Annotated in this window: 27 protein-coding genes, 1 tRNA gene and 1 other RNA gene; 7 read left to right on the forward strand and 22 right to left on the reverse strand. The window is 61.4% G+C overall.

Features of this window, described 5'->3' with window-relative positions; all coding sequences use genetic code 11:
- Positions 1 to 76: 76 nt before the first annotated feature.
- The 13 genes from HDE79_RS20135 to HDE79_RS20195 form a co-directional block, all read right to left on the reverse strand.
- Positions 77 to 1,042, reverse strand: a complete 966-nt coding sequence (locus tag HDE79_RS20135; protein WP_184604760.1) for a PIG-L family deacetylase — start codon at positions 1,040 to 1,042, stop codon at positions 77 to 79.
- Positions 1,042 to 1,977: a DNA polymerase III subunit delta' gene (holB, locus tag HDE79_RS20140; protein WP_184604762.1), complete on the reverse strand. Its 936-nt coding sequence runs from the start codon at positions 1,975 to 1,977 to the stop codon at positions 1,042 to 1,044. The genes HDE79_RS20135 and holB overlap by 1 nt, the downstream gene beginning before the upstream one ends.
- A complete protein-coding gene (gene tmk, locus HDE79_RS20145) occupies positions 1,974 to 2,615 on the reverse strand; it encodes a dTMP kinase (protein WP_184604850.1) in 642 nt (213 codons plus the stop codon). The genes holB and tmk overlap by 4 nt, the downstream gene beginning before the upstream one ends.
- Positions 2,616 to 2,626: 11 nt before the next feature.
- Positions 2,627 to 3,664: an endolytic transglycosylase MltG gene (gene mltG, locus HDE79_RS20150; protein ID WP_184604764.1), complete on the reverse strand. Its 1,038-nt coding sequence runs from the start codon at positions 3,662 to 3,664 to the stop codon at positions 2,627 to 2,629.
- Positions 3,661 to 4,488, reverse strand: coding sequence for an aminodeoxychorismate lyase (gene pabC / locus HDE79_RS20155; protein ID WP_184604766.1), 828 nt, complete (start codon positions 4,486 to 4,488; stop codon positions 3,661 to 3,663). The genes mltG and pabC overlap by 4 nt, the downstream gene beginning before the upstream one ends.
- Positions 4,488 to 5,846 (reverse strand): aminodeoxychorismate synthase component I, encoded by a 1,359-nt coding sequence (locus HDE79_RS20160; RefSeq protein WP_184604852.1) that lies wholly within the window; start codon positions 5,844 to 5,846, stop codon positions 4,488 to 4,490. Before HDE79_RS20160 ends, pabC begins: the two co-directional genes overlap by 1 nt.
- Positions 5,847 to 5,899: 53 nt before the next feature.
- The gene (fabF, locus tag HDE79_RS20165) at positions 5,900 to 7,138 is read right to left on the reverse strand and encodes a beta-ketoacyl-ACP synthase II (RefSeq protein ID WP_184604768.1); all 1,239 of its coding nucleotides are present in this window, start codon (positions 7,136 to 7,138) and stop codon (positions 5,900 to 5,902) included.
- 226 nt (positions 7,139 to 7,364) lie between these two features.
- Positions 7,365 to 7,604: an acyl carrier protein gene (gene acpP, locus HDE79_RS20170; protein WP_007805185.1), complete on the reverse strand. Its 240-nt coding sequence runs from the start codon at positions 7,602 to 7,604 to the stop codon at positions 7,365 to 7,367.
- A gap of 195 nt (positions 7,605 to 7,799) precedes the next feature.
- Complete coding sequence (gene fabG / locus HDE79_RS20175) at positions 7,800 to 8,543, reverse strand: 3-oxoacyl-ACP reductase FabG (RefSeq protein WP_184604769.1); 744 nt, start codon at positions 8,541 to 8,543, stop codon at positions 7,800 to 7,802.
- Between the two features lie 49 nt (positions 8,544 to 8,592).
- Positions 8,593 to 9,540, reverse strand: coding sequence for an ACP S-malonyltransferase (gene fabD, locus HDE79_RS20180; protein WP_184604771.1), 948 nt, complete (start codon positions 9,538 to 9,540; stop codon positions 8,593 to 8,595).
- Positions 9,541 to 9,688: 148 nt separating this feature from the next.
- Positions 9,689 to 10,663 carry a beta-ketoacyl-ACP synthase III gene (locus tag HDE79_RS20185; protein ID WP_184604773.1) on the reverse strand — a complete coding sequence of 325 codons (975 nt, stop codon included), beginning with the start codon at positions 10,661 to 10,663 and terminating at the stop codon, positions 9,689 to 9,691.
- A gap of 164 nt (positions 10,664 to 10,827) precedes the next feature.
- Positions 10,828 to 11,022 carry a 50S ribosomal protein L32 gene (gene rpmF / locus HDE79_RS20190; RefSeq protein WP_077441856.1) on the reverse strand — a complete coding sequence of 65 codons (195 nt, stop codon included), beginning with the start codon at positions 11,020 to 11,022 and terminating at the stop codon, positions 10,828 to 10,830.
- A gap of 71 nt (positions 11,023 to 11,093) precedes the next feature.
- Positions 11,094 to 11,573, reverse strand: a complete 480-nt coding sequence (locus HDE79_RS20195; RefSeq protein WP_184604854.1) for a YceD family protein — start codon at positions 11,571 to 11,573, stop codon at positions 11,094 to 11,096.
- A 188-nt stretch (positions 11,574 to 11,761) separates the two neighbouring features.
- Between HDE79_RS20195 and HDE79_RS20200 the strand changes: the two genes are divergently transcribed.
- The 6 genes from HDE79_RS20200 (at position 11,762) to HDE79_RS20225 (ending at position 17,501) form a co-directional block, all read left to right on the forward strand.
- On the forward strand, positions 11,762 to 12,214 hold the full coding sequence (locus tag HDE79_RS20200) for a hypothetical protein (RefSeq protein ID WP_184604775.1): 453 nt from the start codon (positions 11,762 to 11,764) through the stop codon (positions 12,212 to 12,214).
- Positions 12,214 to 12,813, forward strand: coding sequence for a Maf family protein (locus HDE79_RS20205; protein WP_184604776.1), 600 nt, complete (start codon positions 12,214 to 12,216; stop codon positions 12,811 to 12,813). Before HDE79_RS20200 ends, HDE79_RS20205 begins: the two co-directional genes overlap by 1 nt.
- A 183-nt stretch (positions 12,814 to 12,996) precedes the next feature.
- Positions 12,997 to 13,938 carry a MoxR family ATPase gene (locus tag HDE79_RS20210; protein ID WP_184604778.1) on the forward strand — a complete coding sequence of 314 codons (942 nt, stop codon included), beginning with the start codon at positions 12,997 to 12,999 and terminating at the stop codon, positions 13,936 to 13,938.
- Entirely contained in the window at positions 13,938 to 14,891 is a 954-nt protein-coding gene (locus HDE79_RS20215; RefSeq protein ID WP_184604780.1) for a DUF58 domain-containing protein, read from the forward strand. Before HDE79_RS20210 ends, HDE79_RS20215 begins: the two co-directional genes overlap by 1 nt.
- Positions 14,888 to 16,870, forward strand: a complete 1,983-nt coding sequence (locus HDE79_RS20220) for a DUF3488 and transglutaminase-like domain-containing protein (RefSeq protein WP_184604781.1) — start codon at positions 14,888 to 14,890, stop codon at positions 16,868 to 16,870. The genes HDE79_RS20215 and HDE79_RS20220 overlap by 4 nt, the downstream gene beginning before the upstream one ends.
- A 46-nt stretch (positions 16,871 to 16,916) precedes the next feature.
- Positions 16,917 to 17,501, forward strand: a complete 585-nt coding sequence (locus tag HDE79_RS20225) for a Slp family lipoprotein (RefSeq protein ID WP_184604783.1) — start codon at positions 16,917 to 16,919, stop codon at positions 17,499 to 17,501.
- 70 nt (positions 17,502 to 17,571) lie between these two features.
- Here HDE79_RS20225 and HDE79_RS20230 read toward each other — a convergent pair whose 3' ends face one another.
- The 8 genes from HDE79_RS20230 to HDE79_RS20265 all read right to left on the reverse strand — a co-directional run bounded on the left by HDE79_RS20230 (position 17,572) and on the right by HDE79_RS20265 (position 22,626).
- A complete protein-coding gene (locus HDE79_RS20230; protein WP_184604785.1) occupies positions 17,572 to 17,916 on the reverse strand; it encodes a histidine triad nucleotide-binding protein in 345 nt (114 codons plus the stop codon).
- A gap of 20 nt (positions 17,917 to 17,936) precedes the next feature.
- A complete protein-coding gene (gene recR, locus HDE79_RS20235; RefSeq protein ID WP_184604786.1) occupies positions 17,937 to 18,530 on the reverse strand; it encodes a recombination mediator RecR in 594 nt (197 codons plus the stop codon).
- A 74-nt stretch (positions 18,531 to 18,604) separates the two neighbouring features.
- The gene (locus tag HDE79_RS20240) at positions 18,605 to 18,928 is read right to left on the reverse strand and encodes a YbaB/EbfC family nucleoid-associated protein (protein ID WP_184604788.1); all 324 of its coding nucleotides are present in this window, start codon (positions 18,926 to 18,928) and stop codon (positions 18,605 to 18,607) included.
- Between the two features lie 15 nt (positions 18,929 to 18,943).
- Entirely contained in the window at positions 18,944 to 20,647 is a 1,704-nt protein-coding gene (dnaX, locus tag HDE79_RS20245) for a DNA polymerase III subunit gamma/tau (protein WP_184604790.1), read from the reverse strand.
- Between the two features lie 134 nt (positions 20,648 to 20,781).
- Positions 20,782 to 20,878: signal recognition particle sRNA small type (ffs, locus tag HDE79_RS20250), an RNA gene on the reverse strand.
- A gap of 87 nt (positions 20,879 to 20,965) precedes the next feature.
- A tRNA-Ser gene (locus HDE79_RS20255) sits at positions 20,966 to 21,055 on the reverse strand.
- Between the two features lie 90 nt (positions 21,056 to 21,145).
- Positions 21,146 to 21,904: an MBL fold metallo-hydrolase gene (locus HDE79_RS20260; RefSeq protein ID WP_184604792.1), complete on the reverse strand. Its 759-nt coding sequence runs from the start codon at positions 21,902 to 21,904 to the stop codon at positions 21,146 to 21,148.
- The gene (locus HDE79_RS20265; protein WP_184604793.1) at positions 21,901 to 22,626 is read right to left on the reverse strand and encodes a 3-deoxy-D-manno-octulosonic acid kinase; all 726 of its coding nucleotides are present in this window, start codon (positions 22,624 to 22,626) and stop codon (positions 21,901 to 21,903) included. Before HDE79_RS20265 ends, HDE79_RS20260 begins: the two co-directional genes overlap by 4 nt.
- Positions 22,627 to 22,702: 76 nt before the next feature.
- On the opposite strand from HDE79_RS20265, the gene HDE79_RS20270 reads away from it, so the two are divergent.
- Positions 22,703 to 23,746, forward strand: coding sequence for a glycosyltransferase family 9 protein (locus HDE79_RS20270; RefSeq protein WP_184604795.1), 1,044 nt, complete (start codon positions 22,703 to 22,705; stop codon positions 23,744 to 23,746).
- 9 nt (positions 23,747 to 23,755) lie between these two features.
- Here the strand turns inward: HDE79_RS20270 and HDE79_RS20275 are convergent, their stop codons facing one another.
- Complete coding sequence (locus HDE79_RS20275; protein WP_184604797.1) at positions 23,756 to 24,154, reverse strand: DUF6165 family protein; 399 nt, start codon at positions 24,152 to 24,154, stop codon at positions 23,756 to 23,758.
- Positions 24,155 to 24,166 lie beyond the last annotated feature (12 nt).

The raw sequence follows: 24,166 nt of genomic DNA on the forward strand, positions 1-24,166 counted from the left end.
ATAGTCATTCCCCTCCGCCGAAGCTAGCTCTCCCGCGCAACCTATGCAAGGGCCAGCTGGCAGTGAAGGACCTGGGCTAGAGCTCGCACCAGCCCCAGTGATCGAATATCCACAAAGACGGAAGATCGCAAGTCAGCTTGGCAAAGCGCAGGCCCTCGTGGTTTTTGGCAGAGAGCGCAAGGTGATACGTACCATCACTATCGCGCTGCAACGGTGCCTGTGACCAACGCCAGACCTGCGTCTCCGACCCATCGGCCACGCTAAGCCGCAACCGCGGCTGCAACCATATCGGCGGTTGCCAGGGCAGCGCGGTCGCTGATGCCTGCCGTGTCGACGGCACCTCTGAATAACGCTCCGGCCGACCAGCAAGTCGGTGCATGCGTCGTCCGCTCAAGGCCATCTGGCTATGGTGCGCCGTCATTGCCTCCCGCTTGTTGATCGATTGGGTGGCTGTTCCCGCGACTTCAACGAAGCGGTCATGCGCCGGATGACCATGAATCAGATAGGCCAGTTGCATTGGCGCACCGTTCTGTTCCGCCAATGCCAGACGCATGAGCACATGCGCGGCGCCGTGATCGGGATGACGATCATCGATCGACGGCATGGCAAAGATGCTGGGGCGAAACGTGCCGATAGCCGCAGACAGCGTGGCTATCGCGTGACGGCTCGTTTGCAACAGAACGTCGGTAACCCCCATGTCCGGCCAACCCAGCTTTTGCAGCGACTGCGGTGGCACATCGAGCCGCCGCAATGCCTGCTCCAATTCGGCATGGCGACGCTGTCCCCAGCGCGCGCGCTCGGCCGCGCCAATACGCACTCTTCGTTCGAGCCAGCGCTGCGGCCAGGGATTGTTGTCGCCTGCGGTCAGCAACAGGATTTTTACCTCACCACCTGCTGCACGCACCCGCTGGATCAGCAAACCCGTCGCAATGGTTTCGTCGTCCGGATGCGGTGCGATCACCAGCAGGCGCGTCTGCGCGGAAAACTCTGGCAGCTCCAGCGGGGTGGGCGACGATGGAAGCGCGTTGACGGCGGTTGCCATCAACGCCATTGCGCCAGCAGTTCGAGCAGCAGCAGATCGGCGCGCAACGGTCCACGCAGACTCTCCCGGGTGCGGTTGACCGCGTTGTACCAATGGTCCAATGCCTCGGCGTTCAATGCACTGGCGAGCGGCCCGGTTTTCTCGGTGACCTTTGATTTGATCTCATCGGCGGCAGCCTGAGCGGCAAACCACAAACGCTGCGCCGGCTCGTTATCCAGCCAGCGCTTGACCACTTCCATCGGCTGACCGCGACCGGCAGCCAGCGCGGCGAGATCCTTCCTCACTTCCAGTCGACGATCAAGCGCTCCCTCTTTTGCCCACGCACTCGCCAGACCGGGATTGCCACCGGCAGCCGCAAGTGCGGCCGGTGCATCGCCGACACCCTCATCCTGCAGCCATGCCAAAGCAGCGGCAGCGTCGGGCAGATGAAATTCGATCCGCTGGCACCGGCTGCGAATGGTCTGCGGCAGGCGCCACGGCGCGTCGGCGAGCAGAATCAGCATGGTCTGCGCGGCGGGTTCCTCGAGTGTTTTCAGCAGCGCATTGCCGGCAGCCGCATTCATCGCGTCGGCCGGATCGATCAGCGCAACCTGCCAACCACCGAATTGGCTGCTCATCGCCAGCCGTACCGACAGATCGCGGATCTGGTCAACCACAATCTCGCTGCGCTGCACGCCGTCCTTGCGCAGACCAAAGCTCAGCTCGATCAGATCCGGGTGCGTACCAGCCGCCAGCAGCAGGCAACGACGGCAATGACCGCAGGCTTCGCCATCGACCGGTTGTTCGCAAAGTAGACCTTTGACGAAACGCTGCACAAATTCGCGCTTACCCAAACCCGCGGCACCACAGACGAGCAGCGCGTGCGGCAACGCATCGCGCTGACGGCGCGACTGCAGCCGCGACCAGTGTTCCGCATGCCAGGGCAATGCACTCATGCAGTCAGACCTTCGAATAATTCGGCTATCGCCTGAGTGGCCGCACTGAGTACATCCGCAGGTGACTGACTGGCATCAAGTACCCGAAAGCGGCTCGGCTCGGCAGCGGCACGGTCACGATAGGTGGATCGAATGCGTTCGAAAAAAGCGTCCGCTTCGATCTCGATACGATCCGCATCACCACGACCGGCAGCGCGAGCGCGCCCGGTCGCTACCGGCAAATCGAGCAGCAAAGTCAGGTCAGGTTTCAGCCCGGCGCAAGCCCAACGCTCCAGTTCCGCGATGCGCTCGACCGGCTGACCGCGGCCGCCGCCTTGATAGGCATAGCTGGCATCGGCAAAGCGATCGCAGAGTACCCACTGCCCGGCATCCAGTGCCGGTGCAATTACCTCGCGCACCAGTTGGGCACGCGAGGCAAACATCAGCAGCAGCTCAGCTTCCGCCGTCAGACCATGCTGTGCGGGGTCAAGCACGATACTGCGCGCGGCCTCACCCAGCTGCGTACCGCCGGGTTCACGCGTCTGCACCAGCGTGATACCACGCTGCTCGATGCTCGAACGCAGCCCGGCCAGCAAGGTGCTTTTACCGGCACCTTCGCCGCCTTCGAGGCTGATGAATTTTCCTCGCCGTGGATGGATCGATGACGCACTCACTGGCAATGCTTCCGTTGGTAGCAATCAACGTTGCGATTGTGCTCCTCGAGCGTGCTGGCAAACACATGCCCGCCATCACCGCGGGCGACAAAATAAAGCTCGTTGCCGGCGGCGGGGTGCAGGGCGGCTTCCAGCGCGGGCTTGCCCGGCAACGCGATCGGCGTGGGCGGCAGACCCGCCCGGGTATACGTGTTGTACGGCGTGTCGGTGGTGAGATCGGTCTTGTGGATATTGCCTGTGTACTGCGCGCCCATGCCATAAATCACACTGGGATCGGTCTGCAGCAGCATGTGGGCCTCCAGGCGTCGCACAAACACACCGGCAATCCGCGGACGCTCGTCGGCACGCCCGGTTTCCTTTTCCACGATCGAGGCGAGAATCAGCGCATCGTACGGCGTAGCCAGCGGCAGATCCTTGTCACGCAGCGGCCATAGCGCATCGAGTGTCTTGGCCATCGCACTATGAGCGCGCTTGAGAATATCCAGATCACTATCGCCTTTCACATAAGCATAGGTTTCGGGCAGAAAGCGCCCCTCCGGCGTCTCTCCGCCAGCGCCGATTTTCTGCATAAGGGTCGCGTCATCGAGACCGGCGCTTTCGTGCTTGAGCTTGTCGGCTGCGGCCAAGGCCTGGCGCAATCCAGCGAAGGTCCAGCCATCCACGATGGTGAAATTGCGCTGCATCACTTTGCCGGCGGCCATGTTGGCCAGCAGCTGGCGCGGCGTCAGACCCATCTCGATCGCGTACTCACCAGCGTGCAGCTTGCCGGCCACACGCATCTGCTCGGCGAGCAAACGCCAATACAGCCCGTTGGCCTCACTCAAATCGCGCTGCTGCAGATCCGTCACGATGTTTCTGAAACTGGTTCCACGCGCAATATCGATGCTCTCGCCCTGTGCCGTGACATGCAGCGGTGTGCGGCTGAAGCGGTTGAAGTCGTACACGCCGTAGGCCAGCCCGCCAACAATGATCAGCAGCACGATCATCACCAGCACGCGCACAAACACGCCGCCTTGCATCATCTTGCGGCTCATCCCGCCTGCTCCATCGAAAATCCCAGGTTGTGCCAGTGCTGTTGAAGTTTGCGGGTGATGGTACCCGGTGCATAGTTACGATCACCCAGTGACTGTACCGGCAGAATCCCGCGCACGCTTGAGGTGAGAAAGATTTCCTCCGCCTCCAGCAATGCCTTCAGGTCGATCCGACCAACCTGCGTTTGCGGACAAGCCGCCAGCACTTCGGCACGGGCGACGCCGGCGATGCCACAGTGATCGAGCGCTGGGGTGCGGAGCTCGCCATCGATGACGGCAAACAGGTTGGCCATGGTGGCCGAAATAACCGATCCGTCAACATCACGGAGCAGGCCTTCGGCGATCGCCGGATCGCTCCACTCACCACGTGCCAGCACCTGCTCCAGACGATTGAGATGCTTGATGCCGGCGAGCAGCGGCTGCGCCGCCAGACGCAGTTCGCAGATACGCATGCGCACGCCGCGAGAATAGCTTTCCGTGTTCACAGACGGTGGCGCGAAAGCCGCAACGATCCGTGTCAGCAAAGGCGATGCAGCCGGTGCATAACCGCGGTCACCCACACCACGGGTCAGCGTGATGCGCACCACCGATTGCGGCAAATCGTGGCTGACTTCGCATGCCTCGTGCCACAGCTGTTCGTTGTCCGGTGGAGGTATTAGCAAACGCCGACAGCCCTCTTCGAGCCGCTGCATATGCCTGGACCACAGCGGAGCCTCAGCCCCGACGAAACGGATGCTTTCGAACAGACCGTCGCCATACGCAAGTCCACGGTCCAATGGCGACACCGTACCTTGCGCCGATCCATTGATGAGCATCATGGGCGCCATCAATCCGGCACTCCCAGTGCGCGCAGCAACCCGCGAGCCTTGGCGCGGGTCTCATCCAGTTCGAGTTCCGCCACCGAATCGGCAACGATGCCGGCACCCGCGCGCAGGCTCACATCATTGCCGGTCAGCGTCAGGGTGCGGATCAGGATGTTCAAATCGAGGTCACCGTTGCGATCGAGATAGCCCAGCGCGCCGGTGTAGGCGCCGCGCGGTACGTCTTCCAGCTCCGCGATGATTTCCATGCAACGCACTTTCGGACAACCGGTGATCGTGCCGCCTGGAAACGTGGCAGCGATCACCTCACCCGGCGTCACGTCGCCGCGCAGTTGGCCTCGTACATTGGAGACGATATGGTGAACATGAGCATAACTCTCCACCGCCATCAATTCGTCGACTTCGACCGTGCCGGGAATGCAAACGCGGCCAAGATCGTTGCGCTCCAGATCGATCAGCATCACATGCTCGGCGCGCTCTTTCGGATGCGCACTCAGTTCGCGGATGCGCGCCAGCTCATCATCGCCAGGCAGTCGTGCACGTGTACCGGCGATCGGCCGGGTCTGCGCCACACCACGACGTACTTCAACCAGACGCTCGGGCGACGAACTCGCCACTGCCCAATCCGGTTGCTGCAGCAAACCGGCAAACGGCGCGGGATTGGCTTGGCGCAACGCACGGTAAAGCGACGCTGGCGGTGGTGCTTCTGCGTATTGCGCACGCCATGCACGCGAGAGGTTCACCTGAAAAATATCGCCCGCCTGGAGATGTTCGTGAACGCGTTCCACGCCGTCGAGAAAAGACTCGGCCGCATCTTCCTGCCAGTCTTTCAACGATGGCAATGGCGGGATCCGCGGCACTGCAGCGAGATCAACTTCCAGCTGATCGAGCAGGCTTTCATCGCCCTCTTCGGCAATCAGGATCGTGCAATCGTGCAGATGATCAACGATGACGGCGGCAGGACATCGCAACGCCAGCGCGACTGGCAATGTCGACGGCGGGCGCAGCCGCAGCCGTGGTTCAATTTCGCCGGCGAGTTCGTAAGCCAGTAACAGCACCCAGCCGCCATGAAACGGCAGGCCGTCATCTTCGCCATGCGGCAGACTTTCGGCCTTCCACGCCCAATCCAGCGCATCGAGGAAACGGCCGTCCAGAACCTGCCCCGCTCCGTCGCGCAAGATACCATCGGTATCCAGCGTCAGCGCATCCCGCGGAAACGCGAACAGAATGTCGTAGCGCGACTGCGCCGTACCCCGCACCACACTTTCGAGCAGGCATGGATAACGTGCTGGAAACGCAGCGGCCGGCGCAAGTAGATCGCGCCGGCCGCTGAGAGTACGTCGATTAAGGGCCGGTCGATCGATGGCCGACCGATCGAGAGCTGGCCGATTGAACGCCGATCGAGGGTCACTCACGCTCAGACGCGGCGAAATGCCAGTGTGCCATTGGTACCGCCGAAGCCGAACGAGTTGGAAATCGCCACGTCGATTTTTGCTTCGCGCGCGGTGTTTGGCACGAAATCCAGATCGCAGCCCTCGCTGGGTTCGTCGAGATTGATGGTCGGCGGCAGCACCTGGTCACGCAGTGCGAGAATCGTGAAGATTGCCTCGACACCACCCGCGGCACCGAGCAGATGCCCAGTGGTCGACTTGGTCGAACTCATCGCCAGTTTGTAGGCGTGCTCGCCGAAGACCGACTTCGCTGCCATCACTTCGCTCAGGTCGCCCGGCGGTGTCGAGGTGCCGTGCGCATTCACGTACTGCACTTCGGACGGATTGAGGCCGGCATCGTTAAGCGCGGTCTGCATACAGCGTGCCGCACCTTCACCGCCTTCGCTGGGTGCCGTCATGTGGAAAGCATCACCGCTCATGCCAAAGCCGACCAGCTCGGCGTAGATGCGTGCACCGCGCGCCTTGGCGTGTTCGTATTCTTCCAGCATCAACACACCGGCGCCATCGGACAGCACGAAGCCATCACGATCCTTGTCCCATGGCCGACTGGCCTTGGTCGGTTCGTCGTTGCGGGTGGACATGGCCTTGGCCGAGCAGAAACCGGCCATCGCGGTACCCGTAGTCGCAAACTCGGTGCCACCGGCGATCATCGCATCGGCATCGCCGTACTGGATCATTCGCGCCGCCAGGCCAATGTTGTGCGCGCCGGTGGTGCAGGCTGTGACGCAGGCGATATTCGGCCCCTTCAGACCAAACATGATCGACAGCTGGCCGGCCACCATATTGATGATCGAGCTGGGCACGTAGAACGGCGACACCCGGCGCGGCCCCTTTGCGGCCAGCTCTAGCGTGGTAGCCTCGATCGTATAGAGACCACCAATGCCTGCGCCAACGGCCACGCCGATACGCGGTGCATTGGCTTCGGTGATTTCCAGCCCGGAATCACGCAGCGCCTGGGTACCCGCAGCAACACCGTAGTGAATGAACGGGTCCATCTTCTTGATGTCTTTTGCCGCCATCCACTGCCCCGGATCGAAGTCGCTGACCTGGCCTGCAATACGGGTAGCGTAGGCCGATGCATCGAAGTGGGTCACCGGACCAACGCCGCTGACACCTTTGACGACGCGATCCCATGCACTGACGAGGTCGTTGCCAACCGGGGAAATAATGCCCATGCCAGTCACTACAACTCGACGCTTGCTCATGCTGTGTTCCTTAGTCAATCCGTCAATCTACGCAGGTCTGCGGTTTACCGTGCAACGGTAGATACGTCTTCGGTCATCGCGCAGACGCACGGCGCACACCATACGGGATCGGACGTTACAAATTGCAGAAATGAAAACTGCGCCGGGAGGCGCAGTGTTCGATCTGGTCAGATCGGTGGCGAGGCAACATCAATGCCTGGTCCGAGTCTGCCCGATGTCGTATCAATCAATCCTTGGAGTGGGCCTTGATGTAGTCAACAGCCTGCTGCACGGTGGTGATCTTCTCGGCGTCTTCGTCAGGAATCTCGGTCTCGAACTCTTCCTCAAGTGCCATGACCAGTTCCACCGTATCGAGCGAATCGGCGCCCAGGTCGTCCACGAACGAAGCGTTCGCCGTGACTTCATCTTCCTTTACGCCGAGCTGTTCGATGACGATTTTCTTGACGCGCTCTTCGATGGTGCTCATGTTGCCCATACCTCTCAAGGAGTAATTGTTTGTCTGTGCAGGCGACTGCCTGCACAGGCCCGGCGGCATTGTAGTGGCTTCGTTGCAAAGCCGCCACGATACGCCAGTAATACCAAGCGAAGGCCACCAGTGCCCACGCGAAAGAGTAATTGTCGCCTAAAACGTGTCCGCTGGCGACAACCAGGCCCGCAGGCCTTATGGCATATACATGCCGCCGTTGACATGAAGGGTTTCGCCGGTGATGTAGGCCGCCGCGGGCGAGGCCAGAAAACCCACCGCCTTGGCGATATCGGCCACCTCTCCAAGGCGGCCCAGCGCGATTTGCCCCAGCAAAGCCTGTTTTGACTCCTCCGGCAGAGACTTGGTCATGTCTGTATCGATGAAACCAGGCGCCACCACGTTGACCGTGATGCCGCGCGAACCGATTTCGCGTGCCAGGGACTTGGAGAACGCGATGATGCCGGCCTTTGCGGCGGCATAGTTGGACTGGCCCGGGTTGCCGGTAAGTCCGATCACCGAGGCGATCGAGATGATGCGTCCCTTGCGAGCCTTCATCATGCCGCGCATCACCGCCTTGGAAGTACGGTAGACCGAACTGAGATTGGTATCGAGGATGACATTCCAGTCTTCCTCGCGCATGCGCATCAGCAACTGGTCGCGGGTGATGCCGGCGTTATTGACCAGAATCGAGATCGCGCCGAATTCCTTGCCAATGCCATCGATCAACGCTTCAACCGCGGCGCCATCGGTGACATTCAGCAGACGGCCATGGCCACCGTGCGCAGCCAGCCGCTCGCCGATGGCGGCAGCACCACTTTCACTGGTTGCCGTGCCGACCACAGTGGCGCCCATGGCGGCCAATTCATCGGCAATCGCCGCGCCAATGCCGCGACTGGCGCCGGTAACCAGCGCGATTTCACCTTGCAGTGTCTTGCTCATCGAGAGGGATTCCTGGAGTTCAATATTTGAAAAAAGATCACGCTAGCGGTCAGACCCATTCGGCAACCGCCGCATCGATATCCGCCGGCATGCCGACAGCGCGCGCTTCGATCGTCTTGTCGATGCGCTTGATCAGACCCGTCAGTACCTTGCCCGGGCCGCATTCAACGATGCGCGAGGCACCAGCACCGGCCAGCGCCTGCACGCACTCGGTCCAGCGCACGGGCAGGTAAAGCTGACGCTGCAGTGCAAAGCGAATATCGTCAATCGCATCGTAAGAACGCGCCTCGGCGTTCTGCACGACCGGGATTGATGGCAACTGCCAGGCAATGGAGGCCATGCGCTCACCTAGCCGATCGGCGGCGTCCCGCATCAATGCACAATGCGAAGGCACGGAGACGGCAAGCTTGATCGCCTTCTTCACGCCCAACTCGGCCAGCCGCGCCAGCGCTCGATCCACCGCTTCCGCGTCGCCTGCGATCACCAACTGGCCGGGCGAGTTGAAATTGGCCGGTGAAACGACCTGGCCCTGTGCCACCTCCTCGCACACGGCCGCAATCTGCGCATCATCACCGCCAAGGATCGCCGCCATGGCGCCAACCCCAGCCGGCACCGCCGCCTGCATCAGGCGTCCGCGCTCCGCCACCAGCGACGCTGCGTCGTGTAGCGACAGCGCGCCCGCACAGACCAGGGCGCTGTATTCGCCAAGGCTGTGGCCAGACAATTGAGCGGGTTTCGCGCCCCCGAGCTTCTGCCATACGCGCCACACCGCCACACTGGCAGCCAACAATGCCGGCTGGGTATTTTCGGTGCGATTGAGCTGGTCCTCAGGCCCCTGTGAGGTCAGGTTCCACAGATCAAGACCTGCTCCTTGCGACGCCTCTTCAAAGGTCGCCTGTACTTCGGGATGCACGGTGGCCAGCTCGGCGAGCATGCCAATCGATTGCGAACCTTGACCGGGGAAAACAAAAGCAAGCGACGCAGATGTTGAACTCATGAGTCTGGTGAATTCTTTTCGAGGAAAACCGCCATGGTGCCAGCATCACGAGCCATACGCAGCTGTATCCCACTTTTCACGTGATAAAAAGCACGATGCCGCACTAGGCGGCATCGTTGGGCAACTATCGAGTTAGATCGAACAGGCATCAATAGCGCAGCAAGGCCGACGCCCAGGTAAAGCCGCCGCCAAACGCTTCCAGCAGAAGGTTCTGGCCACGTTGCACCTTGCCTGATCGCACGGCGTAATCGAGCGCCAGCGGTACCGATCCCGCTGAGGTATTAGCATGTTTGTCGACCGTCACTACCACACGATCCATCGACATCTTCAAGCGCTTGGCCGTGGCCTCGATGATGCGCAGATTGGCCTGGTGCGGAATCAGCCAGTCGATATCCGATTCCTCCATGCCGGCCGCCTGCAGGGTTTCACCCACCAGCGAGTCGAGCGTCTTGACGGCGACCTTGAACACTTCACGGCCGGCCATGCGGATACGCACGCCGTGGTTGGGCTCGTCGGTAAAACCTGCCGACACGCCAACTGGGTTGTACAGCAGATTCTTGTGCCCGCCATCGGCATGCAGGCAGGTAGCGTAGATGCCTGGCTCGCTGGACGCTTCCAGCACCACCGCGCCCGCGCCATCGCCAAACAGCACGCAGGTTTCGCGCTCCGTCCAGTCGACCATGCGGGTCAATGTTTCGGCACCGATAACCAGCACTTTCTTGGACGCGCCGCTCTTGATGAATTTGTCGGCAACGCCCAGCGCATAGACGAAGCCCGAGCAGGCTGCGTTGACGTCAAACGCGGCGCAACCGTTGGCGCCGAGACGATGCTGAACAAGGCACGCCGTGGACGGAAAAATGATATCGGGCGTGGTGGTACCCAACACGATCAGATCCAGCTCGGACGCCTTGACGCCAGCCGCTTCCAACGCGCGCTGCGCCGCTTCGAAAGCCAAGTCACCGGTGGTCTGGCCGTCCGCCGCTATATGACGCTGACGAATACCGGTGCGGGTGCGAATCCATTCGTCACTGGTGTCGACAATCTTTTCCAGATCAGCGTTGGTTACCACGCGCTCAGGCAGTGCGCTGCCGGTAGCGATGATGCGGGAGTAGATCTGGGTCATTACCTATCCATCAACGAAAACAGGGTGTCGAGTGGCATCGCCACATCGATATAAACCACGCCACGTTACTTTCCACCGGACAGAAACGCAAAACGGCGCGTCACCGCGCCGTCTCGCATGATCCGATGATCAGCGGGGATCAGAGAAGATTCCCGCAGAACCCATCAATCTTCGACCGACACCGCGCCCTTGGTCTCGATCACTTTCTTGCCGCGATAGTAGCCATCCTTGGTGACGTGATGGCGCAGATGCACTTCGCCACTGGTCGGATCGGTGGACAGCTGCACGGTCTTCAGCGCGTCGTGCGAACGACGCATGCCGCGGGTGGACGGGGTACGGCGGCTCTTGGCAACTGCCATGGTATTTCTCCAGCGAAAACTTTTAGTGGACTAAATCAACGTGACCTGGATCAGATGAATCAGGTCGGTGGCTACTTCTTCAGTTCGCGCAACACCGCAAACGGATTCTCGGAACGCCCCTCGCTGGAAAATTCCTCTTCCATCTCGTGGCCTGTTACGTCGTCGGGCAGGCTGCTATCCGGATTTACCGGCACCAGCGGCAGCGCCAACAGCAATTCATCTTCAATCACATCGGCCGGGTTCAACCGACCATCTTCAGCAACCAGCAGCGGTTCGCACTCAGGCGGCAAACCAGCCTCATCGCGCTCCTGCTTGATCAAACCCAGTCGCGTATTCACCACAACCGGCAGCGCAAACGGTTCAAGCGAGCGTTGACAGATAACGGTCAACGACGCCTCGGCACGCACATCAACATAGCTGATGCCAAGGCTGTCACGACCGAAATCCAGCGCGTATTCGACGACACCTTCGCTGGCTGCCAGCATGTCGCACAGGCGTGCCAGTGCGGCGATGGGTAGCATTCCCTCGAACGAACGCCGCGCCGAAACCATGCGCCAAGCGTCCACGGACTCTGGCAGTGTCACGGACATAATCTGTAAATGTTAGGTTTCTAGCGCACTTAAGTCAACCGATACCGTTAAAAGGCGGCATTAATCGACTGAAACGGCCGCTTATTTTGCCCTACGAGGTTCCAATGCGGCAAACTGCATGCCATTGCAGCCCGAGCCGAGTTTCGTGAATGCCTAATTTGACGCTCGGCATAGCCGCACTCGCATTACTTGTTATCGCTGTTGCGGCTTGGCTGATCCTGTTACGCCGGCGCCAGGCCAAACGAACATCAAGCCTCCAGTATCTGCTCGACCTCGCCGATCGGCTCGAAATTGATCTGAAAACCTGCCGGGCTGGCCTGGAGCAGGCCCATGCCGTGATGTCACTCAATCCCGATCTGCCAGCTGCCAGCGAGCAGGATGCGCAAAACGCGATCGACGCCGGTTTGCGAGCCCTGCTCCAACAACGCCTATGGATCCGCGACCGCTCGCCGCAGGCCAGCCAGCGCGAGCTGGATGAAGCCGCACTGTCGATGCGCAGCGCCCGTGATCGCCTGCAGCCGCTACTGCAAGCGTTGACCCAGGCGCAGCGCGACCTCAACAGTGCCATGCGCGAGCACATTCGCCGCGAACCCGAAGCATGATGACTGCGCAGCACCGCGGTGACGTGCGCATCGTGCTCGGCTCCACCTCTCGCTATCGGACAGAACTTCTGCGCCGGCTGGTTTCCGATTTCGAACAACGTACGCCGGGCACTGATGAAACGGCACTCGCCAGTGAGCCACCCGAAACGCGCGCGCTGCGACTGGCGATTGCCAAGGCCGAGGCTGTCGCCGATGGATTGCACAACGCGCTGGTGATCGGCTCGGATCAGGTCGCCGAACTCGACGGGCAGGTTCTCGACAAACCCGGCACCGCTGAAAACGCACGCCATCAATTGGCGGCCAGCTCTGGCCGCACCGTGCAGTTTCATACGGCGCTGTGCCTGCTGGATACCCGCAATGGCCGTCGGCTAACGCATGTCGATCACACCAGCGTGCACTTCCGCCAACTCGACACTGCCGACATCGAACGCTATGTCGAGCGCGAAAAGCCGCTCGACTGCGCGGGTAGTTTCAAATGCGAAGGCCTGGGTATCAGCCTCTTCGAGCGTATCGACAACCAGGACCCCACCGCATTGATCGGACTGCCGCTGATTGCCCTGGCGCGGCTGCTGCGCGAATGCGGGATCGTGATTCCATAAGCAAGCAGCGAAAAGAACGCGATCAACGCCTCCCCAATGGCTGAAGATCGCTACTGCCGCGCATTTCGTCGCACCGGCAAACAGCTCATGGCGAACCATCGCCAACACGCGAAGGCGAACGCTACACTGGCTCAGCTGCGTCAGTGATGGCGTTCCGTCCACCTGCTATCCCCAAGAAGAACCATGGCCGCCAACATCCAGCCGCGCGACGAGACTCTGCAGAAGCATCTTGAAGCCGCGATAGCCCAGGTCAACCATGTGTTGCTCGGCAAGCCACGGCAGGTGAAGCTCGCGTTTACGTGCCTGATCGCCGGTGGACATCTCTTGCTGGAGGACGTGCCGGGCGTAGGCAAGACCACCCTCGCCCACGCACTGGCCGCAACCTTCGCGCTCGACTTTCAGCGTGTGCAGTTCACCAGTGACCTGCTGCCTTCGGACATCATCGGCGTCAGCATTTACGAGCGCGAAACCGCCACGTTCCGCTTCCATCCCGGCCCGATCTTCACCGGCCTTCTGCTGGCCGACGAAATCAATCGCGCCAGCCCGAAAACGCAAAGTGCATTGCTGGAAGCGATGGCCGAAAATCAGGTGACGGTGGACGGCCAGACGCATGTGCTGGCACAGCCGTTCTTCGTCGTCGCCACGCAGAACCCGCTCGATCTCAACGGTACGTTTCCACTACCTGACTCGCAGCTCGATCGTTTCATGTTGCGGCTGTCGCTGGATTATCCCGATGCAAACGCCGAGCGCGCGCTGCTTACCGGCAGTGATCGCCGTGACCTGCTGGCACAGCTGACACCGCAGCTCGATGGAGCGGGACTACTCGCGCTGCACCAGCAGTCGCTGGCGATTACCGCCAGTACCGCCCTGCTCGATTACCTGCAAGCCCTGCTCACCGCCAGCCGCCGGCACGCGGAAATTCGCGTAGGCCTGTCACCACGTGCCGGCCTGGCCCTGCTTGGTGCTGCACGTGCATGGGCTTTGCTGAGCGGTCGTTCGCACGTGCTGCCAGAAGATATCCAGGCCCTGTTCGTCCCACTGGCTGCGCACCGCCTGCTGCCGGCACGCGGCGCCAATGGCGATCTCCTGGCTCGCCAACTGCTGGCCGAGGTCGCGGTGGATTGATGCGCGACTTGCTGCAGCGACTGCAAACCTGGGCCGAGCGCCGGCTGCCCGCGCTCACCCGTTACCGTCGTCCGGAAACCTTGCCGATCGAACTGCATCGCCGGCGCATCTACATCGTACCGACGATGTTCGGCCTCGGTTTCTCGATCCTGCTGCTGGTGATGATGGTCGGTGCGCTCAACTATTCCAACAACGCCGCGCTGCTGCTGACCTGTCTGCTCGGCGCCGCCAGCTCTACCAGCATGCTGTTCGGGTTTCGCACCCTCGATGGCTTGCGGCTTAGTCATATTCGCGCAGGGCATGCCGTTGTGGGGCAGCCGATCGAACTGACGCTGGTTTTCGAAACCGTGCGAGCACGCAGTTCGATACGCGTCGATCTCGATGACACGTTCACTGCGTTCGCGATCGAAGCAGACGGGACAGCAACGGTGAAGATGATTCTAGCCACCACTTATAGAGGATGGCAGCCGCTACCGCGCATCAGATTGTGGACCACCTGGCCGCTGGGCCTGTTTCGTGCGTGGAGCTGGCTGTATCCGGATCAGTCCGTGCTGGTGTGGCCACGGCCTGAATCGGCGGGTCCACCGCCGCGCGCGCCGGCCGACGATGCGCGCCACATGCGCTTGTATCGAGGTGATGAGCTGGCCGCGCTGCGTGATTATCGTGCGGGCGATCCGCAACGTCACATCGCCTGGAAGGCCAGCGCCCATCACGACAATTTGCTGGTGAAGGATTTCGAACAGCCGCAAAGCCGTCCGCAGTGGCAGCTGGACTGGCGCCAGTTGCGAAGCATGGACAACGAGTCACGCATTGCACGACTGGCACGCTGGGTTAGCGAAGCGCAGGCGCAGCGGCGCAGTTACAGCCTGTGGTTACCCGACAGCGAGATTGCCGCGAGCAGCGGTCCACTGCATTACGCGCACTGTATGAACATGCTGGCACAGCTGCCGTGACACTCTGGGCACGCCGCAAAAAACCGGTAGAACCGGCCATCGACAACCGCGTATTCGACCTGCTCAGCATTACGGTGACGCTGGTTCTGCTGGTGCATGCGCCACATCTGCCCTGGTGGCTGAGCATCGCGCTGGCGTTGACGCTTGGCTGGCGCTGGTGGCAGCGGCGGCGGCACATGGGTCGCGTGCCGGCTTGGCTGAAAATACCACTGCTCGCCTTGTTGACGCTGGCTGTCGTCGTTAGCTACGGCAATATTTTTGGCCGTGAACCCGGCACAGCCCTGGCCGTTGGATTGTTGATACTGAAGCTGCTCGAAACCGAAACGGCTCGTGATGTACACGTCGGTGTCGGTTTTGCCTGCTTCGCCCTGATGAGCGCGCTGCTGATCGATCAAGGGCTTGTCGCTACGGTTGTTGTGGCACTGGGTCTGTTGCCGGCGCTGGCAACCCTGCGTGCGCTTGAACCGGCGCAAGTGCCGGTGAGCCTGCCACGCACACTGCTACCCGGATTGGTGTTGCTTGTCGCCGCGATACCGATGGCACTGCTGGCGTTCCTGCTGGTGCCTCGTCTCAGCGAGCCATTGTGGGGAGCGCCCACGCCCGACGAGGCACGTATCGGCCTCAGCGACAGCATGTCACCAGGCAACTTCACCGATCTGCTGATCGACGATAGCCCGGCGATGCGCGTCACGTTTGATGGTGCGCCACCGCCGCCAGACCAACGTTATTTCCGCGCCTATGTGATGTGGAATTACGACGGTCGTAGCTGGCGACGCGCATTTGTCCGGCATGACGAGATGCAAGTGCCAACACCGATCGAAGCCGGCACCACGATCAACTACAGCGTCAGCCTTGTGCCTACGCACCAGCGCGTGTTGCCTGCGCTCGACGTGCCGTTGAGCGTGCCTGCCCAGGCGCGGATGCAGCCAGATCACGAAATACTGGCCGACAAGCCGGTGAACGATCCACTCAACTACACGCTGCGTTCGGCACTGGGCTATCGACTGCAGCCCGACCTGGACGATCGCGCGCGACGGCTTGGCCTGCAGCGGCCGATCGGTTTCAATCCACGTACGCTCGCGTTGGCAGCCCAGTGGCGGCAGCGCTTCGGCAACAACGATGCGGCGATCGTGCAGGCTGCCCTGTCACTGTTTCACGATGGCGGCTTTCGCTACACCCTGGCGCCGGCACCGCTGGGTCGCGATGCGGTCGATGATTTTCTGTTCTCCACTCATGAAGGTTTTTGCGAGCACTACTCGTCCGCTTTTACGCTGCTGATGCGTGACGCCGGCATCCCTGCGCGCGTGGTCACTGGCTATCAGGGCGGCTACTGGAACAAGTTCGGCAACTATCTGCTGGTGCGCAACTCCGACGCCCACGCGTGGAGCGAAGTGTGGTTGGCCGGGCGCGGCTGGATACGCGTCGACCCCACCGGCGCCGTTCGTCCCGAGCGGGTATCGATGGGCGCATCGGCCGCAGCCGGCGACCAGCTGTCCTGGTATCGCACCGACTGGCTGCAAGGCATCCGCAATCGCTGGGACATCGTCAACCGCTGGTGGGCTCAGGGCGTTATCGGGTTTGACTCGTTGCGTCAGCGCGGCCTGCTTACACCGTTTGGGGTGCGTGATGTCGATACAGCAACGCTAGGCGTGTTGCTCGCCATAGGGAGCGTGCTGTTTATTGGCATCGGGCTGGGCTGGGCGTTATTGCGAAGGCAGCCGCGCGATAGTCTGAGAACAGCACTGCGTGAGCTTGAACGGAAATTGGCGCACGAGGGAATCGTGCGACGATCCAGTGAAGGTCCACAGCATTATTTAAGCCGCGCCGCACGCGCCCTGCCGCACCAACGTGATGAACTTACGACGCTGATGAAGAGTTACCTGGAACTGCGCTATGCGAATGACATACCGGCACCTGAACCGTTGTATGCATTTCGACGTGCGGCAAGGGAATTCCGAGTCACCCGCGTGGTCAAATAACGTCAATCCGACGGCATGCGCCGTCGTACCTTCCGGAGATGCCGCCATGTCACTGTATCGCCCGCTCACCCTCGCTGCTACCATCGCCTTGCTGGGTGGTTGCGTGACGGTACCGCAACCGCTTCAAGGCACCTACACCAATGTCACCACCGCCAGCGCCCAGCAAGGCGGCGCCGGTGGCACCCATGTGCGTTGGGGCGGCGAGATCATCAAGACAGAACCCGGTCAGCAGGGGACCTGCTTCTATGTACTTTCGCGACCACTGGATAGCCAGGCGCGTCCGATCCGTGGCAGCGAAGGCGACAATCAGGGACGCTTCGTCGCCTGCCGCACCGGATTCTATGATCCGGAAGTCTTCACCCGCGGCCGCGAGCTGACCGTCACCGGTACGCTGCACGGTACCGTGTCGCAGAAAGTTGGCGACTTTGACTATGCCTACCCACGCGTCGAAGCAGATGTTGTCTATCTGTGGCCCAAGCGCGTGGCCAATTATGGTTATCCCGGCTACTACGACCCGTACTGGGGCGGCCCTTGGGGACCGGGTTACTACGGCGGTTACTGGGGTGGCGGTTGGGGCGGCTACGGTTGGGGCGGCCCACGCGTGATCGTCGTGCAACCAGTTCACCGCTAAGCGCATTGGCAGACAAAAACGCCGGCGGTATGCCGGCGTTTTTTTATGGCACTTATTTCAATCTGCCATATCAGCCCGGCGGCCAATTGAGATGACGCCCGGCCAGCAAATGCACGTGCAGATGAAACACCGTCTGCCCGCCATCCTGGTTGCAGTTGATCACCGTGCGATAGCCCTGCTCGGCAAAACCTTCCTGCTTCGCATAGGCCGCCGCAGCGAGCAGCAGCTTGCCCAGCAAATCGGACTCCGATGCGGGCACGTCGTTGAGCGTGGCGAACGGTTTTTTGGGAATAAACAGCACGTGCACCGGCGCCTGCGGGTTCACGTCGCGGAAAGCCAGCAAGTCATCATTCTCGAAGACGATATCCGCGGGAATTTCGCGGCGAATGATTTTGCTGAAAATGGTGTCGCTCATGCCCAGGTTCCTTATGTGAATCAATCCAGTAACTGTCGGCTGCCGAAGGCATGCGCCAGCGTGCCGCGGTCGACGTATTCCAGCTCACCACCGAGGGGCACGCCATGGGCCAATCGGGTCGGCCGCACGCCGCCAGCGCGGGCCAGTTGAGCGAGGTAATGTGCGGTTGCCTCGCCTTCGACGGTGGGATTAGTGGCGATGATCATCTCTTCGATCTCGCCTTCGCCGAGGCGCTGCGTAAGCTGAACCAGACCCAGCTCTTCCGGCCCCAGACCATCCAGCGGCGAAAGCCGCCCCATCAATACGAAATATTGGCCGCGATAGCCAGTAGCCTGCTCGATCGCCGCCAGATCGGTCGGCGATTCCACGATGCAAAGCACCTGACGATCACGACTACTACTGGCGCAGAGCGCGCACAAAGGATCTTCACTGAAGTTGCGGCACTGCGTACAGCGGCCGATGCGCCGCATCGCCTGCTCCAACGTTGCCGCCAGCTTCAGCCCACGCTCGCGCTCGCGCTCGAGCAGATGGAAGGCCATCCGCTGCGCGCTCTTGTTGCCCACGCCCGGCAGGCAACGCAAGGCTTCGATCAGATCACTCAGCAGCTTGCTCATGAATCCGCGCGGTTAATGGATAAGTTGGGGCTCGGACGGCCAAAGCCCGGTAGAAAATCAACGTGCCGAAAAAATCAAAACGGCATCTTGAAGCCGGCCGGCAGATTCATGCCAGCGGTAACGCCGCCGAGCTTGTTCTTGCTTACTTCAGCCACCTTGTTCACTGCATCATTGATCGCCGCAGCTACCAGATCCTCAGCCATCTCCGGATCGTCGGCAAAGGTCTGCCGATCAATCTGCACGCGGCGCACTTCATGCACCCCCGTCATCACGACGCTGACCAGGCCGCCACCGGCACTGCCGGTCACTTCGAGTTTGGCAATCTCGTCCTGCGCGCGTTTCATGTCTTCCTGCATGCGCTGCGCTTGTTGCATCAATTGACCGATCTGTCCTTTCATCGCATGACTCCGCTACTAAAGATTTTGGTTAAAGGGTTTGATGGATTGGGGTACCACGCGCGCGCCGAATTCACGCTTGAGGGATTGCACTAGCGGATCGCCCTCGATCGACTCCTCGGCGGCGGACTGCGCCGTATCGCGCGCCTGCGCCGCACGGGCTGCCGGCGTTTCCGCGACGGCGCTTGACGTGATGCTGACAAAGCGCAAGCGGATGCGTTCGCCAAGTGCGTGGCCAATGCGTTCTTCCATCTGGCTGACCATCGGCTCGACGGCAAGGCTCATATGCGCCGGCTGCAAAGCGAGTACCAGTGTATTGCCGTCGCGTTCGCGCAGCAGTGCGTTCTGCGCCAACAGGCCGAATGGGCCACGCAAGTTTGCCCGTTCGATCAGGCTTTCCCAATGCGGCAGGCCTTTTTCGTCCAGAGCCAGAGGTGCGATAACCGGCGTCGGTGCCACGGCAACTGGCGCATCCACACGCGGCGCAGGCGCCTGCCTGGGCGGCGCCACATCCATCGGTTGATGCGTTGCCGCGGCAGCAGGAGGACGCTCAAGCGCAGCGACATTGGTACGTGGCGCCGCCGGTGGGCTGGTGCCAGCAGGTCGCTGGGCGGTACGTGCCACCGGCGCGCCATCATCCGGCCGAAACGCCAGCATGCGCAGCATTGCCATCTCGAAGCCCGTACGAGCGTCCGGTGCAATGGCCAGATCGCGTCGACCCGAGGTGGCAATCTGGTAATACAGCTGTACGTCTTCCGGCGTCATGCGTTCGGCCAGCGTTACCAGCGCGCTGTCGTCGTCGCTGCCCTCTTCGGGCTTGTAACCCGGAATCAGCTGGATCAACTGCAGCCTATGCAGCACGCTGGCCAGATCATCCAGCACGCCGCCGAAATCCGGTGAGTACGAGGCGATCTGTGTGCACTCGGCTAGTAGCCTTTCGCCATCTCCGACTGCCAGTGCCTCGAGTACACCAAGCACCTGACCGCGCGCCACGCTACCCAGCATGGTGCGTACGTCGTCGGCATGCAGTGAGCCGCCGCCGTAGGCAATCACCTGATCAAGCAGCGACAGGCCGTCGCGCAGCGAGCCGTCGGCCGCGCGCGCCAGCTCGCCGATCGCGCTGTCTTCGTACGCAATATTCTCGGCACCGAGGATGTGCCGCATCTGGCCGGAAATTTGCTCCGGCAGCAGTCGCTTCAGATTGAACTTCAGGCAGCGCGACAGCACCGTCACCGGCAACTTCTGCGGGTCGGTGGTGGCGAGCAGAAACTTTACGTGCGGTGGCGGTTCTTCCAGTGTCTTCAGCAGCGCGTTGAACGCGTTGCGCGAGAGCATGTGCACCTCGTCGACCAAGTACACCTTGAAGCGTCCGCGCGACGGTGCGTACTGCGCGTTCTCGATCACTTCGCGCACGTCGTCCACACCGGTATTGCTGGCCGCATCGATTTCCAGCAGGTCGACAAAGCGGCCCTCATCCACCGAGGTGCAGACCGAACATTCACCGCAGGGATCAGCGGACTGCCCGCGCTCGCAGTTCAGCGACTTGGCGAAAATTCGGGCGATGGTGGTCTTGCCGACGCCGCGCGTGCCAGTGAACAGATAGGCGTGGTGCATGCGTCCGGTGTCGAGTGCATTGGTGAGTGCGCGCACCACGTGCTCCTGCCCGACCAGCTCGGAAAACTTGCGTGGCCGCCATTTGCGTGCGAGTACCTGATAGGACATGGCTACCAACATGAGGGCAAAGGACGATTGTGCCAAGTCGGCGATGGCAAGTCAGTAGCCGGCGCCGCGCGATACCAGCCATTTTGCGCCAGGACTGTCGCAAGGGTTGCGAGGCAGCACCCAAAAGGCGGCGGCCCCGCCAGCCACACCCCGGCACCCGAATCATTCGCTACCGTTGCTTCCTTCCGGACCTGGCGGAGTTTGCGAACTATCGTCGCGGGGGGACCGACGGGGCCACCATAGACGTCAAGCTGTTTTGTCCAGCTTGCTTGTTTCAATGCGCCGAGCCGGTTGGCTGTCGCACTTATTGCTCAAATTTGGCGGAGAGAGCGGGATTCGAACCCGCGATACGTTTGACCGTATACACACTTTCCAGGCGTGCTCCTTCAACCACTCGGACACCTCTCCATGCAACCTCTTCCGTCAGACAATCCGGCCCGACAAAGAAGCGGAAGGATAGCGTCAGGGCGTTATACAGGCAAGCAAGCGTTGCTCAACTCAACCCGCATCAGCCCTTGGAGTGGCTGGCCTGGCCACCAACACACGCTCATCGGTACCGACAATACGGAATCCGCGGGCCGCAAGCGCGGCGCCATCGGCGGCACTGCCGTAGTGATACAGCAGACATTGCGCACGCAGGGAATCGTCGTATTCGCGCTCGATATCGTCCACGCCAGTATGCGACGGGTTGCCTACCAGGCCGCAGTCATGCGCAATCAGCTCCGGGCCACCGGCATATCGGGCAAGAACCTCGGGGATCGGCCGCGTGTCGCCGGTATAGACAAAACTGCCGTCCAGCGCGAGACCGTAGGATGTGCCCGGCGCGTGATGGCGCGTAGCAAAAACGTCGAACCACAGCCCATCCAGCCAGAATCCTCGCGTGCAAGGCACCAACCGAAACGCCTCCCAGTAATTGACACCGCCTTCGGCCAGTGCACCGGGATAATCTGCGACGCGCGCCTGCAACCAGGGCAACAGCGCAGCATGCAGAAAAACCTTGGTGTTGCCGCGCAGTTGCTCGTCGAACCATAAGCGAAAGAACAGCCGCTCCAGTCCCGCCACATGATCCATATGCGTATGCGTAATGAACAGCGCACGGGGCGGCGCACCGTAAGCGGCCTGATAGCGATCGAGCGTATCGGGGCCGCAGTCGATCAACAGCAGCGGCTCACCATCGCGTTCGAACACAGCGGCAGACGAACCCAATTCGACTGCGTGCGCTGCGCCCACGCCAAGAAAATGCAGATGCCAGTTCATGCGTCGAATGTACGCTGATAAGCATAAAGAAGGGGCTGCCAGACGGCTTGCTCGAATGCCGCATCACCGTGCGCTGCCGCGCCGAGTTTCACCAGCGAACGACGCAGCCGCTGCAGATTGGAAAGCCGCCACGCCTCTGCCGGCTGGCGCAACTCGCCACGGTCAAAGTCGATCAGATAAAGCTGCCCTGGAGTCACCAGGATATTGTGTGCATTCAAGTCTGCATGCCAGATGCCAGCATGGTGGAATCGCGCGACCAGCATGCCTACGTCTTCGGCAAGCTTGGTATCGAGTTGTCCGGCGGCCAGACGCTCGGCGAGCGTCGGCGCATCGGAGATGCGGCGAGTGATCAAGTCAGCGGTGTAGTAAACGCCATGCCGGCAATATCGCGCAGCAACAACCTGCGGACCGGGTAGCCCGAGCCGGGCGATTTCACCAAGTAGCCGAAACTCCGCAAAAGCGCGCGTTCGATCGGCACCGGTCCAGAGATAACGATCACCCATCAGTGCCGCCACCATGCCGCCGCGGCGATAGTGCCGCAGCACGCATTCGCCGGCAGGCGTGCTGATCATTGCTACACCGCCGCGGCCGCCAGTTTGCACACGCAAGGCATCGCGCGAACGCCAGTAATCGGGTGAGAACCAGTCATTGGCGACGTCTGGCGACACATCCGCATCGAACAGGACCACATCGGTTGTATCTTTGTGCGTTCGTTCCTGCATCATCCTGCCTGAAGGCGTCTGATCTCGGCGCCCTTCACGTTCGCCGATTCAACACGACGATTCTAGCCCAAGCCTCATGACAGCCCCCGACTCGATCTGCCTGCTGCGCACTTCCGCCATTGGTGATGTTACCCACGTCGTGCCGTTGGTGCGCACGCTGCAACAGGCGTGGCCGCAAGCCTCTTTGACATGGATCGTCGGCAAGCTCGAGCGCAAGCTGGTCGGCGACCTGCCCGGTGTCGAGTTCGTCACCTTCGACAAGAGTACCGGTTGGGCCGGCATGCGCGAAACCCACAGGGCACTGCGTGGGCAACGCTTCGATGCGCTGCTGCAAATGCAGGTGGCGATGCGCTCCAATCTGTTGAGTCTGGGCATCAAGGCCAGACAGCGGATCGGTTACGACGCGGCGCGCTCGAAGGATTTGCATGGCCTGGTGATCAACCGGCGCATTCCCGCGCGCAGCGGCGAGCACGTACTTGATGCGTTGGGTAGTTTTATCGAACCGCTTGGGCTGAAACAGACGCAGGTGCGCTGGGATATTCCTGTTCCTGATGAGGCCCTGGCCTGGGCTGCCGACACATTACCCGGCAATGCACCGACCCTGCTGGTCAGTCCGACCTCCAGCCACGCGCTGCGCAACTGGCGGCCCGAGCGCTATGCCGCCGCCATGGATCATGCCAGCGCACGCCGCTGGCGTGTGGTGCTGATCGGTGGCCCATCGCCAGGCGAACGCGCGATGGCCGACGCCGTGCTGACCGCCTGCAAACACGCACCGCTCGACCTTACCGGCAAGGACACGCTCAAACGCCTGATGGCCATGCTCGGTCGTGCACAGCTGGTGCTGACGCCGGATTCCGGGCCGATGCATATGGCCAACGCCGTCGGCACGAAAGTACTCGGCCTGCATGCGGCCAGCAATCCGGACCGCTCCGGCCCGTATTCGGACCGCCGCTGGTGCGTCAACAAGTACGACGAGGCGGCGCAAAAATACTTCGGTAAACCCGCGAGCGAACTCGCGTGGGGCAGCAAAATCGAGCGGCCCGGCGTGATGGATCTGATCAGCGTGAACGACGTGATCGAGCGCTTCGAAGCTGCCGCGCTCGATCTTGGCGTGGCCTGATCGCGCCAATCAAACCGCGCGGTAGTCCTGGTAGGACTTTTCCTCGACCAGCTCCGAACCGAGCTTGATATTGATCTCGCGCTTGAACGCGGCGCGCTCGTCGTTGCGGAAATACACCGCACGCGCCAGCTCGATGAACTCCTGATCGAACGCCTGCGCGCGCTCCTTCATGCGGATCGCATCTTCGATGTCCCACAGCGTTTCGTTAACGGCATGCAAACGCTCGCGCTCGTCGGCGATGTCCGTTTGTGAGGCCGCGTCGTTGGCCCAGGTAGCGTTGAGCATGTCCAACTCGTTGCGTACGTTGGCAAGCTTGGCGTCATCAGTGATACGGCGTGACTTGATTTCGAGAATGGTGATCTTGTCGATCAATTCGCCGTAGGACACCGGGGTCTGAATAAGGCTCATGAGTAACTCCGC

It is taken from the genome of Rhodanobacter sp. MP1X3 (genome assembly GCF_014207165.1).
Classification (GTDB): Bacteria; Pseudomonadota; Gammaproteobacteria; order Xanthomonadales; family Rhodanobacteraceae; genus Rhodanobacter.